Origin of the sequence: Paenibacillus sp. FSL H3-0310 (assembly GCF_038002785.1) — a bacterium.
GTDB lineage: Bacteria > Bacillota > Bacilli > Paenibacillales > Paenibacillaceae > Paenibacillus_AQ > Paenibacillus_AQ odorifer.
Genome location: NZ_JBBODC010000001.1, coordinates 1,475,535 through 1,489,097 on the forward strand (window position 1 = coordinate 1,475,535; position 13,563 = coordinate 1,489,097).

General features: G+C 44.9%; 9 protein-coding genes. All 9 read left to right on the forward strand.

From position 1 onward, the window contains the following. Positions 1–217: 217 nt before the first annotated feature. On the forward strand, positions 218–3,739 hold the full coding sequence (locus MHH63_RS06580) for a glycosyl hydrolase 53 family protein (protein ID WP_341171330.1): 3,522 nt from the start codon (positions 218–220) through the stop codon (positions 3,737–3,739). A 139-nt stretch (positions 3,740–3,878) separates the two neighbouring features. Further along, positions 3,879–5,624, forward strand: coding sequence for a sensor histidine kinase (locus MHH63_RS06585; protein ID WP_340394245.1), 1,746 nt, complete (start codon positions 3,879–3,881; stop codon positions 5,622–5,624). Positions 5,625–5,642: 18 nt separating this feature from the next. After that, positions 5,643–7,283: a response regulator gene (locus tag MHH63_RS06590; protein ID WP_076192254.1), complete on the forward strand. Its 1,641-nt coding sequence runs from the start codon at positions 5,643–5,645 to the stop codon at positions 7,281–7,283. Between the two features lie 107 nt (positions 7,284–7,390). Then, positions 7,391–9,109, forward strand: coding sequence for an extracellular solute-binding protein (locus MHH63_RS06595; RefSeq protein ID WP_076127426.1), 1,719 nt, complete (start codon positions 7,391–7,393; stop codon positions 9,107–9,109). A gap of 234 nt (positions 9,110–9,343) precedes the next feature. After that, on the forward strand, positions 9,344–10,234 hold the full coding sequence (locus tag MHH63_RS06600) for an ABC transporter permease (protein WP_036676126.1): 891 nt from the start codon (positions 9,344–9,346) through the stop codon (positions 10,232–10,234). 27 nt (positions 10,235–10,261) lie between these two features. Next, entirely contained in the window at positions 10,262–11,140 is an 879-nt protein-coding gene (locus MHH63_RS06605; RefSeq protein WP_036676128.1) for a carbohydrate ABC transporter permease, read from the forward strand. Between the two features lie 2 nt (positions 11,141–11,142). Next, the gene (locus MHH63_RS06610; RefSeq protein ID WP_305954155.1) at positions 11,143–12,189 is read left to right on the forward strand and encodes a glycoside hydrolase family 53 protein; all 1,047 of its coding nucleotides are present in this window, start codon (positions 11,143–11,145) and stop codon (positions 12,187–12,189) included. A gap of 224 nt (positions 12,190–12,413) precedes the next feature. Next, positions 12,414–13,070, forward strand: a complete 657-nt coding sequence (locus tag MHH63_RS06615) for a stage V sporulation protein AA (protein ID WP_036676129.1) — start codon at positions 12,414–12,416, stop codon at positions 13,068–13,070. 2 nt (positions 13,071–13,072) lie between these two features. Beyond that, positions 13,073–13,498, forward strand: coding sequence for a stage V sporulation protein AB (locus MHH63_RS06620; RefSeq protein ID WP_036676132.1), 426 nt, complete (start codon positions 13,073–13,075; stop codon positions 13,496–13,498). Positions 13,499–13,563 lie beyond the last annotated feature (65 nt).

Consider the following 13,563-nt stretch of genomic DNA (forward strand, 5'->3'; position numbering starts at 1 on the left):
ATATAAAGATGATTCGAAGCCGTATGGCTTTCGGATCATCTTTTTTTGTATGTGATTTTACTCCTTGCTTAGATCAAATCGACTGCAAAAACTGCTGAAATGTTTCTAACGTAACATATAGCAGAGTTAATAAAGCGTTTACAATTAGGGGGCGCACAAAATGACTGTGCTGCTGAGTACATAATCCATGATTAAATTATTTAGGAGGAAGCAGACATTGAAGAAATCATTTGTATTATTTATGATTCTGACCTTTCTTATTTCCCCTTTTACGTTTGGGCAGTCTGCTCAAGCGGCAGGAGATGAGAATATTGCCCTAGGAAAGCCTGCTATATCCGATAGTGAGCTTGCAGGGTATGAAGCGGGTAACGCAGTAGATTCCGATGAATGGAACACACATTGGACGGCGAATGACGGGAGCTTTCCTCATTGGCTGGAAGTAGATTTGCAAGGTGCATATGACTTGTCAGGCGCAACCGTCATCTGGAATGCATGGAGTTACATTAATCAATATACGATTGAAGTATCACGTGATCATAAGGTATGGACAACAGTTGTGGACAAAAGTAAGAGCAGCAGTGTAGAGCAAACTCAGTACAATGCTTTTAAGCTGCGGAATGTTTCTTATGTAAGGGTCAACCTGACCGGCATCAACGGCGGAAAATGGGCAGCCATTAATGATCTGAAGGTCTGGGGTGTTCCCGCAGCCAGCGCGCCGCATGAGCCGGCACAGGGTGAAATACAAACTGTTCTGCCAGTACGGTTGGACACGGAAATTGGGCAAGCCCCTGAGCTTCCAAGTGTTGTAACTGTGGTATATAGCAATTCTGACACGGAGGATGCTCAGGTTGCTTGGGATGTGATCCCACCAGCAGAGTATTCCCGTCCCGGAACCTTTACAGTAAGCGGTTCTATCTCAGGTACTGTGCAGAAGGCAGTGGCGAAGGTAACAGTAGTAGGTGACAGCAGCACGCCTATTGTTGGATTTGAGAGTATAAATGTCAGCACAATTACGGATGTGCCTGCTTTATTGCCATCAGCGGTAACGGCTATATACGAAGATGGGTCAAGCAAACAGCTGCCTGTAACCTGGGATGACCTTACTGAAGCGGAGTACGCGGTTGAAGGAACTTACAGCGTAATGGGGAAAGTTGCAGGGACAGACCTACAACCCACAGCTGATATTCAGGTTACTCCGCTTGTGCTGCAATCCGGGTTCATAAAAGGTGCGGACATTTCCACACTGGAAGCGATTGAGGATGCCGGTGGAAAGTATTACGACAATGGAGTAGAAAAGGATTTGCTGGATATTCTTAAAAGCCGGGGTGTAAATTACATTCGGCTGCGTTTATGGAATGATCCTCAGGAAGCTGGCGGCTATAATGACCGTGAGCATGTTGTGGAAATGGCGCAGCGTGTCAAAGCCAAAGGGTTTAAGCTGTTGCTTGATTTCCACTACTCTGATTTCTGGGCTGATCCCGGAAAGCAAAACAAGCCAGGAGCATGGGCGGATTACTCCTATGATGAATTGAAGCAAGCGGTATATGACTATACCAAAGATGTTATGGATGAGCTAAAGGAAAAGGGAGCTTCACCCGATATGGTTCAAATCGGAAATGAGATTAATGGGGGCTTGTTATGGCCAGATGGCAAATCCTATGATCAAGAGAATGCTTTTGAGAAGGTTGTTCCGCTTCTGGAGAGCGGAGTGAAGGGAGTTAGAGACAGCGAGGGTGCAGGTCAGGATATCAAAATTATGATCCATCTTGCTGAAGGTGGCAAAAATGATATGTTTCGTTGGTTCTTTGACGAATTAACGCAGCGGAATCTTGATTATGATGTGATCGGCGCGTCCTTTTATCCGTATTGGAGCGGAACGATGGATAGCCTGCAGTTTAACTTGGACGATATCTCTAAACGATATGGTAAAGAAGTGATTGTGACGGAAACCGCGTATCCTTACACGCTGGAGGACGGCGACAATTTTGAGAATAACATCGCCCGCCAAGATCAGCTAGACGGCAGTGGCTTCCCAGCTACGGTTGCAGGTCAAATGGCTGAGGTCAAAACAGTAATGAATGTATTGTCCAAAGTACCCGATGGTAAAGGAACAGGCTTGTTCTATTGGGAACCAGCTTGGATTCCAGTGCAAGGTGTAGGCTGGAAGGTAGGCGAAGGAAATGCTTGGGAGAATCAGGCAATGTTCGATTTTGCAGGGAATGCACTCTCTTCATTAAATGTCTTCAAAACCCCGGTGGCCGGTGAGGGGGGCGAAGAGGAACCCGGAACGGGAGGGAATCCCGGTACTGGTGGTGAACCCGGAACGGGAGGAAATCCTGGCACTGGTGAGGAACCCGGAACGGGAGGAAATCCCGGCACTGGCGAGGAACCCGGAACGGGAGGAAATCCCGGCACTGGTGAGGAACCCGGAACGGGAGGAAATCCCGGCACTGGTGGGGAACCCGGAACGGGAGGAAATCCTGGCACTGGTGAAGAACCCGGAACGGGGGTTAATCCTGATCCTGTCATCACGGTCAGAGATTCAAACGTTGTAAATTCAGCAATTAAAGCAGTGGTCGAACATACAGCGGCAGGACAACTTCAGGTGAAGGCACAAGCAGGAATTTCCGGCATAGCTGAGATCACGCTAAGTATAGAGGATATCAATAAGGCGCTGTCGACGCTTCCGGCGGATGAAAAACTGGTTATTTCTGTTCTGCCATCGACGGGAGAGCTTAAGGGAGCAGTCGTTCATCTACCGTTGAGTTCTATACTAGAGCAGGGCAAACATCCTCAAATAGTAATTGTATATGGTGCGGCATCTGTTACGGTTTCTACGGAAGCAAGTGCAGGAATTATAAAGACGGGGGCTAAGGAACTAACGCTCTCACTGGTTCAGGTAGCTACGCCAACCTTGCCTTCACCATTGGCAACTGGAGCAAAAGACTACCCGGCCTATAACATCCATGTGTCAGTAGATGGGACTTCTATCGATGTTTTCAAAAAAGGAGCAATATCGGTAGCCTTCCACTACAAGCTGAAGCTCGGGGAGCAGAGCCAGCGGATTGCTGTTTATTCGATACTTGCTGATGGAAAACTCGAAGTTATCAAAGCTGTGCGGTACAACCCAACCGCGGAACAGATTGTGTTTAATCCAAGTCATTTCAGCATTTATGCTGCGGGGTACGCAGAGGTGGGGTACACAGATTTAAAAGCAGCAGATTGGGCCACGTTAGCGATTGAATCCTTGACGGCTAAAGGGATCGTGCAAGGAATAGGAAACGGGATCTTTAATCCGCAAGGGGAGGTTACACGCGCTGAATTTGTCAGCATGCTGCTGTCCGCGCTGGAGTTAAATGCAGAAAGAGGAACAGGCAGTTTTAAAGATGTGAACCTTGATGCGTGGTATAGCTCTGCTGTGAATACTGCTGGGAAATTGGGTGTTGTACAAGGACATGCGGATGGCACTTTTGGCCCGAATGATAAATTGTCCCGTGAAGAAATGGCAGCTATTTCATACCGTGCGCTTAAGTTGGCGGAGAAAGTGAACGGTCAGACGGATGTGAACGTTATTTCTTTTAAAGATAAAGACCTGATCTCGTTGTATGCCAGTGAAGGGATAACAGCGCTTGCGCAGGCTGGGATTATCAATGGATTCGAAGATGGCAATTTCCGCCCGCAAGCCCATACAACACGCGCTGAAGCGGCTTACATCATACTCAATCTTTTGCAGCAATAATAGGCAGACAGGCAATAACTGTGCTCGAAAAGGCAGTTAGGGCCTGTCTTTACCACATTTTTTAGATATTTATCTTTTCGCAAGTAGGGATTGTTTGTACAATAGGGGCTATGACATTTGAGCCGGAGAGTGAAGGAACGTGTATAGATATAATTTATTTACCAAAATCGTGAGTATCATGGTCATTATGCTGATCCCGATAACCATCCTTTACTTCTATTCCAATAAAACGACCACGGATGTGCTGCGTACGGAGTTAAATACTTCGAATAATAATCAGCTTAGTTTTTTTCAGAATCAGGTAGAAAGTAATATGGAGTTATTGTCTTCGTGGCCGATTCTGCTGATCCATGATCCTGATATCCTCAGCCTTAAGGATACTTATCTGGAAAAAGGGCGTTTGAATCTGGATACGATAAACCTGATCAAACGGATTCAGACCAAAATCAGTATTCAAGAAAGCTCCTCCAATTGGAAGAGTAAGCTATATTTATACTCCCCGTCCATTCATCGTATTGTGTCTGAAAATGATGCGAAGTTATACGAAGATGAGGATCTGAAGCGGGAAGTGAAGTCGGGCTGGCATGTGGAGAAAATCGAAGGGCAGGAGGGTGACCGCTTCGTATTCTCATGGTTTTCTTTTACACCTTTTATGTCAGAATTCGCTCCGGAAAAAGTCAAAACGGTTATGAAGGTAGAGTTCGACAGCCGGAACATAGAAGATATGCTGGATAAATTCAAAAGTGATGGCAGAAGAGATCCTTTTTATTATAAGCAGGGAACAGGACTTATTTTTAACCGCAGTGCCGACAAGGTATTAGCAAAAGAATTGGTAGACAGGCTGGAAGAGACCCAGCTGAAGCCTAGTGAGAATCGCACGGTCAAAATAGAAGGTGAATCCTACAGTGTAAATATCGTCTATTCGGACAAAATGGGCTGGTATTTGATCGACTATATGCCGCTGACTGAAATCCTACATCCAATCCTGACCTCTAATCGTTTATTTTATTTTGCGATCAGTGCTTTGTTGTTAATGAGCTGTCTCGTAGCCTATCTGTTATATGTTCAAGTGCAGGTGCCTATAAGGTTATTGGTTGGAGGCTTTCAACGGTTGAAGCAAGGGGATTATTCTGCGCGAGTGGAGATTAAAGGGAAGAATGAATTCAGCTTCCTGTCCGGCCGGTTTAACAGTATGGTAGAACAGATTCAGATGCTGATCGAGAATGTGCTGATGGAGAAAATCCATGTTCGCGAAGCCCGCTTAAAGCAGCTTCAATCACAGATTAATCCACATTTTTTCTATAATTGCTTCTCCTTTATTACAAGTATGGCGAAGCTAGATAATATGGGGGCAGTCGTTGGGATGTCGCATAATTTGTCCCGATATTACAGATACACCACTCGTCAGGAACGTGATTTGGTTGCGCTGTCTGAAGAGGTGGAATTTGTGAATCATTATCTGGAGATCCAGAAGATGAGGATGAGCAGACTTCGTTATGAGATCAATATCCCACCGCAAATGCGCAAAAGAGAGCTTCCGCCGCTCGTACTGCAGCCTTTGGTGGAGAATGCGGTTATACATGGAATTGAGCCCGTCGCCAAAGAGGGACTGGTGCGGATTACGGGTTCCTGTGCAGGCAGAGAAATGACGCTTACGGTTGAGGATGATGGTCAGGGCATGACGCCAGAGGGAATTATAGAACTGGAAAATAAACTAAGCAGGGCGATGGATGAAGAAATGGGCTGCGGTTTATGGAATGTGCATCAGAGAATGCGGCTGCGTTTTGGGGAGACGTCTGGCTTGCGCATCTCGCCTTCTCCGCTTGGAGGATTACAGGTGACACTGCAGTGGTTGCTGCCCTACACAGACAATGAAATGGAATGACATCTAGGAGGGGAAAGAATGATAGAGCTGTTGTTAGTTGATGATGAGCCCTATGTTACGGAAAGTTTAGCTCGTACTATTCCATGGGCTGAAATCGGGGTAAAGCAGGTGCATCAAGCGGCATCGGGTGCTGAAGCTCTGCAAATTATGGAACAGCAGGCTATAGATATTATGGTTACGGATATTTCAATGCCAGGAATGACTGGCCTGCAATTAATTGAAGCCGTGAGCGAGAAATGGCCAAATATTCGGTCCATTTTATTGACAGGTTATTCCGATTTTCAATATGCGAAAAAAGCTATTCAACTGCAGGCATTTGATTATATTTTGAAGCCGGTAAGTGATGATGAGTTTATCAAAAGCGTATCCAGTGCGATTGAATCTTTGAAAGACGAATGGGAAGCTCATGATAGATATCATTTGCTGCTGTATAATCGCAAAGCCGATTACAGTGTTTTGCGGGCTAATCTGATGCATGAATTGCTTCTCGGCAGGGTGCTGTCTGAGCGGACACTAGCCATTAAGCTGAAGGAATATGAAATCTCCTTCCAGCCGGATGCTGAAGCGGCGATGCTGCTGATTCAGCTGGGTAAACATTATGCCGCAATGGATCACCATTCGGTCTCTCTCATGGAATATGCGATCGGCAACATTGCCGAGGAGCTTTTTAAGGAACAGTTCCATGTCTGGTTCTGCAAAGCGCCGCATGATTGCTTGATTCTGCTTGTTGAATTAAAGCCGGCAGTACAGCAGGAATTGGAGCAAATGGCTAACTATGAAGCTGCAAGGCAGCAAATCCTAAAAGCGGTGATCGCGAATTTCCGAATTAGTGTAAGCAATTACCTCAAGGGTGAGATTTCACTGATTGTAACAGAGTGGTTCACCTTTCCGGAGGGGATGACGGCTGCCTATAGAAGCGGTCTTAGCTCGATGTATTTGGCAGCACATGATGAATCCAGCTCCGTGCTGTTTTTGGATGACCGCCAGCATCAGGAGACGATCAGCATCAAATCGCTCGAGTGTCTTTATCGTCCACCTACACTCATTCATCTGCTGGAATCCAAACAATGGGATTCAGCAAGGCAAAAAATTGCTGACGTGTTCCGGGATATGGAGAATGCACGGTTTTCCAGTGAACATCTGTACGAGGTCTTTCTATCGATAACGAATGCATTTATGTATATAGCGCATAAGAGTGGTCAGTTCATCTCCAAGATCGACCAATACGCTTTAGATCCGTTGTTGACGCAGAGTATTATTGTTTCTTTTGATAAGCTTAAAGATTGGGCGTTTGATATGCTCGATAAGCTTCAGAAGGAGCTATCCGAAAGCGATCAGAATACGAAAAGTTATATTATCAAGCAGGTGCATGAGCTGGTAGGAAACCATTCGGGGCATGAGCTGTCCGTCAAAACCATTGCCGATCATGTATATTTGCATCCAGTCTACTTGTCCAAGATTTATAAAGCTGAGACTGGGGAAGGACTAGGGGACTATATTATTCGGATGCGGATGGAACGGGCACTTTATCTGCTTAAAAATACGAATAAAAAAATCTATGAAATCACCTCTGAGCTTGGATATCAGAATCCGCAATATTTCAGTAAGATGTTCAAAAAACACTACAATATGACACCAAATGAATTCCGGGACGGATAGAGGTTGAGAAAGGTGCAGAAACCTTGTTTAAATGACGTATTCGGGCTCAGCGTCGTTCCCTATAATTAAAATGTAACCAACACTTATGGAATCCAAGGGGGAACAAAATGAGCGCGATGAAGAGAAAAAGATGGCTGCCGCTCCTGTGCATGAGCATGCTTTTGGCGGGTAGCCTTGCGGGCTGTTCAGGCAATAACGCTGCTAATAGTAAAGACACTGCTGGAGATAAAGCAGCTGGTGAAGCGACTGCAAATACAGCTTCCAATTCTGAAAACGCCTACAAGGATAAATACGATCCTGAGGTGACATTTACAACCGCATGGGGCGTGGACCCTGAGCTTAAATTCAAAAACGGTGAAAGCATTGAGAATAACGTGGCTACAAAATGGGCTAAAGAAAAATTCGGCATCAACATTAAGTCCCTTTGGTCCATCACAGATACGAACGGCGCATTTGGTACGAAGCTGCGTTTATCCATGTCTTCAGGTCAGGACATGCCTGATGTGGTAACCATCGGTACAGCCGACAACACGATTGCACAGGATTTGATCGATTCCGGCATGTATGCAGATGTAGGAACTTTGTTTGATAAATATGCTTCAGATACTTGGAAAGAAGCGATGGCACAGGATCCTAACGTTTGGAACCAATACAGCCGTGATGGCAAAAGAATGGGCCTGCCTGTTCTCGATTATGCATATAACCATGATTACATTCTGTGGATCCGCCAAGATTGGCTGGATAAGCTGAATATGCAAGCCCCTAAGACGATCGATGAGCTGGAAAAAGTGATGGATGCGTTCAAGAATCAGAACCCTGATGGTTTGGCACCAGACAAGGTAACTCCACTTAGTATCGGCTTCAAAACAACGATGAACACTTGGATGGGCGATCCATCTTGGATCTTTGGTGCTTACGGAACCTTGCCACAGCAATGGAATCTAGATGCTGATGGTAAACTAGAATACGGCTCGGTAAATGCTGGGATGAAGCAAGGGCTCGAAAAACTGAAGGAATGGTTGGCGAAAGGTTATATTCCTCAGGAAGCAGCTCTTTGGGATGAGAACAAAACTGCCGAACCAGCAGTTGCAGGTACAGCAGGTATTCTCCCGGGTCCTTACTGGATGAGCGGCTGGCCGCTTCAGGATACCGTAAAGAACTCTCCAGATGCAGTATGGGCTCCAATTGAAATTCCAGCGGGTCCAGATGGAAAGGTTATGCGTCATGGCACACAATTCACTAACGGTGTAACTTTGATCAGCACGAAAATGAAAAATCCAGAAGCCTTCTTTACTTATCAAAACTATCTGTTCGATAACTTTGCTAATCCAACGCCAGGCAGTGAACTGGATAACGGTCTTTTTGCAGGATATGACTATGAGCTGGACGCGAACGGCAAGATGATCGAAAATGATAAAATTGCTGGCGGTTATGTGAATAGTGTTCGTTATATGCTGGTTCGTGACGGTGCCCGGATCCCGGATGCCCAAATGAAAGCACTCCTTAACCTGGCAGATGGCGCAGAGCCAACAACCCGTCTGGAGAAGGACGTAGCTGTGAATTATGGTAAAGATACCCCTGCGGCTGCCAAAGTTCTGCTGGCGCAAGAGGATAAATCCTTTAAGAATATGTTCACAGGTCCTACGACCGAAACTATGAAATCGAAGATGGACTATCTGAACAAAATTGAGAACCAAACGTTTAATGAAATTATCTATGGCAACAAACCGCTGGATGCATTTGATTCCTTTGTAGCAACCTGGAAATCAGGTGGTGGCGATCAAATCACTAAAGAAGTTAACGAATGGTATGACAGCGTAAAATAAGGTTTGGATTTAGTTTGACTAGGTAAAAAGAAGTAAACGGGACCGTCTCTTCAGCCGTAGCATTAGGCTTTAGGGAGGGTCCCTGTTTGCGTTTGAAGTCCTCTTTTTTCAATGTGATAAAGAGATTGCTTTTGTACCATATATATTGGTTTTGCCCGCTATTTGAGGAATTCGGGCGTTGCTATAATTTGAGTATGGTTACAGAAGAACTTGACACGATATGGGGGACCAAGGATGAGAACACTAAAAAAAACATGGCCTTTTCACTTGATGTTATTGCCAGCGATGATATTCCTGATCATCTTCAGCTTTATTCCAATGGGCGGAATTGTGATGGCATTTCAGGATTATAAGCCATGGCTGAAAATTTCAGGCTCGGCATGGGTTGGATTGGACAATTTCCGTTATCTATTTGAACGTAATGACAGTATGCAGGTCATTTGGAATACATTGATTATTGCTGTTCTAAAAATGATTTTCAATCTGGCTGTACCGTTTGTATTCGCCATTTTGTTAAATGAGATTCGCAAGGTATACATACAGCGTACTATTCAGACACTGGTGTACTTGCCTCACTTTTTATCTTGGGTTATTCTCGGCGGGATCTTGCTGGATTTGCTTGCTACAGATGGTTTTGTCAATCAGATCTTAGGCAGCATGGGCTTCAAACCAATCTTTTTCTTAGGCGATAACAACTGGTTCCGGTTCACAGTTATTCTCACAGATGTGTGGAAGGAATTTGGTTATAATACGATCGTTTTCTTAGCTGCTCTAGCAGGAATCAATCCATCATTATATGAAGCTGCTGAAATAGACGGCGCTAACCGCTGGAAGCAGACACGTTTTATCACAATGCCATCTCTATTGCCAATGGTTGTGGTGGTAGGTACCTTGGCTCTCGGAAATGTATTGAACGCAGGGTTTGACCAGATTTTTAACCTCTACAATCCACTGGTCTATCAGAAAGGCGATATTATTGATACCTTCGTGTACCGCACGGCTATTCTGAATGGTGAGATGGGCTTTGGTACGGCAATCGGACTGTTTAAGTCGGCCATTAGTATGATCCTAATTCTCGTCTCGTACAGTTTGGCTAAGAAGTGGGCAGGATATCGCATTTTCTAATCTACCAAAGGAAGAGGGAGACAACTTATGTATTACAAAACAAGAGGTTATCGTATATTCAACGTGTTTAATACTTGCTTTCTAATCCTGCTCGCACTGATGTGTATTGTACCTTTGATTCACGTGCTGGCTGTATCCTTTAGCGCGAAGTCGGCAGCGGATGCCAATTTGGTAGGGTTATGGCCAAAGCAATTCTCTCTGGAAGCTTATAAAAAGACAATAAACAATCCGATCTTTCTACACTCCATCTGGGTATCTGTACAAAGAACCATACTCGGGACTGGACTTACACTTTTAATTACTTTTTTGGCAGCCTATCCGTTGTCCAAAGAAAACTCAGCCTTCAAGGGCCGTAATGTTTACTCTTGGTTGTTCGTTTTCAGTATGGTGTTCAACGGTGGATTGATTCCATTTTACATTGTGATTCAAAAGATTGGTTTGATGGATTCCTTCTGGGTACTTGTTCTGCCAGGTGCGGTAAATACGTTCTTGGTGATTCTGATGCTGAACTTCTTCCGTGGTATTCCAAAAGATCTGGAGGAGGCTTCGCTAATAGACGGAGCCGGACATTTCCGTACGTTGTTCAGTATTTACTTGCCGATTTCTCTGCCGTCGATCGCTACGATTGCCTTGTTCAGCATGGTATTCCATTGGAACTCCTGGTTCGATGGACTATTGTATTTGAATAATTCCAAGCAATTTCCACTGGCGACATTCCTGCAGACGGTTATCATTCAACGGGATATGAGCTCCATGAGCATCAATCCAAAGGAAATGGAGCTGATCTCGCAGACGACGGTGAGAGCCGCGCAAATATTTATCGGAGCCGCTCCAATTTTGATCGTATATCCTTTCCTGCAAAAATATTTTGTTAAAGGGATGACACTTGGTTCTGTAAAGGAGTAGCAATGATGACAACCACATTTATCAATGGAATGGATATCTCGTTTCTGGATGAAATTGAGCAGGGTGGAGGAGCGTATTACAGCGGTGCTGTAGAGTCCGTTGAGAACGCTGAGGATTTGCTCTACATTCTGAAGGACAATGGCGTGAATGCCATCCGGCTGCGGATTTGGAATGATCCTCCGGGCGGCTTCTGCAATCTAGAACGTACGCTGATTATGGCTAAGCGAATTAAAGAAGCAGGACTTAACTTTCTGCTGGATTTTCATTATTCGGATAAATGGGCAGATCCTGCTAATCAATCGAAGCCAAAAGCTTGGGAGAACCTTGATTTTACGGGTTTAACATCAGCCGTGTATGAGTATACTCGTGAGGTTCTTGAGCTTTTGCAATCTCAAGGCACAATGCCCGACATGGTGCAGATCGGTAATGAGATTACTCCAGGCATGTTATGGAATGAAGGCAAGGTGGATGGTGAGTGGGATACTACGGAGCAGTGGGAACAGTTCATTACACTGGTTCAAGCAGGAATAGCGGGCGCAAAAGCTGTTGCTTCTGATTTGTCCATCATGATCCATATTGACCGTGGTGCTGATCATCCAGCCAGCCGTAACTTTTATGATCGGTTTTTCGAGCATGGCGTAAATTTTGATGTGATCGGATTATCTTTTTATTCTTGGTGGCACGGCACGCTGGATGACTTGCGATCTAACCTGAATGAATTGGCGGTGCGGTACAATAAGGATATTATTGTTGTTGAAACAGCTTATCCTTGGACGCTGAATGCACCTGAAGGTTTCCCCTTAATAGTAAGTGAGGAAAAGCAGCTGCATGAAGGTTATCCGGCTACAGTAGAGGGACAGACTAAGTATATGAAAGATTTTATTAGTGTAATTGAGAATATACCTAACGGTAAAGGTATCGGGTTTTATTATTGGGAGCCAGCCTGGGTTCCTTCGCAAAAGGAATGGTCCGTGGGACATGAGAATGGATGGTCCAATCTGACCCTGTTTGATTTTGCGGGAGGGAAATTGGATTCGCTCGAATTCTGACGTATTTAGGATTGAAACAAGAAGACAGCTTAAGGTAATTACCTTGAGCTGTCTTCTTTTTAATTTCCAGAAGAAGGGTTAGCCTTTCCTGATACCTATAAACAAGCAATATTTCAGTATTTCAAGAAATTGATTCAGAGCAGCAAGAGTAAAAATAAGGCTTTACTCCCATACTACCGTTATCTTGGACCTGAGCTTCACCATAACCTTTAGGAGGAATGCGGATGAAACAACATTCTGCTCCCACCATCTATATACAGCTTAAAAATCGGGTGATGGTTCCCAAAGGTAAAGGTGTCACGTTGGGTGATATTGCTTTTTTGATAGCGGAGCCTGAGCTGAAAGAGTCGTTGGAGACAATTCTCTTAATGAAGCCGGAGCAAAGTGACGGCAATCTGATTTTGATTGATCTGTTGATGGTTATCCCCCGGATATATGAACTTATACCGAATGCGGACATTGAACCGATCGGTGAAGGGAGGACGATTGTGCAGATTGAGAGTCAGGTGGAGCGACGGAAACCTTCGGTGGCGATGTTTGTTTTAGTGTGGCTGCTGCTTTTCTTTGGGTCTGCTCTGACGATTATGAACTTTCATGCTGATGTAAATATGCTGGAGGTACAAATTCGAATTGTGGAGATGCTAACGGGTCATCGGGATGAGCATCCCTATATATTTCAGATTGCTTATTCTCTGGGCATCGGGTTTGGGATGGTCATTTTTTTCAACCATTTATTTAAAAAGAAGTGGAATGAGGAGCCTACTCCGCTGGAAGTGGAAATGTATCTGTATCAGAAGAACATCGACCAATATGTCATCAATGAGGAATACAGCAAGATGAGGCGCCGCAGTGAAAACCAATCTGAGAATACGGAGGACTGAAGATGACGGCACCCATAGCACTAGGACTAAATTTGCTGCTGGGCATTGCGGGTGGTATTGCTGTAGGCGGTGGAGTGATCGCTCTATTTGTTGTGCTGGATATGGTGCCGCGTCTGGCGCAATTAACCTCTTCTTACGATAAAGTTCATTGGTATGAAGGCGCGATGGTAGGTGGATCTTTAGTAGGTACTGTTAGTGATTTTTGGAATTGGAAAATTACCTCAGGTCCTCTAGTTGAACTTGGTGTAGGACTATTTGATGGGATTTTTGTCGGGATGCTCGCTGCAGCATTGACCGAGGTATTAAATGTGCTGCCGATACTCGCTAAACGCTTAAATATGACACATTATCTATTCGGTCTGTTAATGGCGATGGTGAGTGGGAAGGTCGCGGGTTCTTTGTTCGACTGGTTTGTATACCGACAGTAAACAGGGGGTTAGGAAATGAGCAAGTTTATTCACAGCGGTGATTCTGCACCGGAAGATGACCATCT

Excerpts from the sequence above, each read along its gene's own strand:
- MHH63_RS06595 (WP_076127426.1), top strand. The coding sequence starts at position 7,391 with ATGAGCGCGATGAAGAGAAAAAGATGGCTGCCGCTCCTGTGCATGAGC.
- MHH63_RS06590 (WP_076192254.1), top strand. The coding sequence starts at position 5,643 with ATGATAGAGCTGTTGTTAGTTGATGATGAGCCCTATGTTACGGAAAGT.
- MHH63_RS06600 (WP_036676126.1), top strand. The coding sequence starts at position 9,344 with ATGAGAACACTAAAAAAAACATGGCCTTTTCACTTGATGTTATTGCCA.
- MHH63_RS06610 (WP_305954155.1), top strand. The coding sequence starts at position 11,143 with ATGATGACAACCACATTTATCAATGGAATGGATATCTCGTTTCTGGAT.
- MHH63_RS06620 (WP_036676132.1), top strand. The coding sequence starts at position 13,073 with ATGACGGCACCCATAGCACTAGGACTAAATTTGCTGCTGGGCATTGCG.
- MHH63_RS06615 (WP_036676129.1), top strand. The coding sequence starts at position 12,414 with ATGAAACAACATTCTGCTCCCACCATCTATATACAGCTTAAAAATCGG.
- MHH63_RS06605 (WP_036676128.1), top strand. The coding sequence starts at position 10,262 with ATGTATTACAAAACAAGAGGTTATCGTATATTCAACGTGTTTAATACT.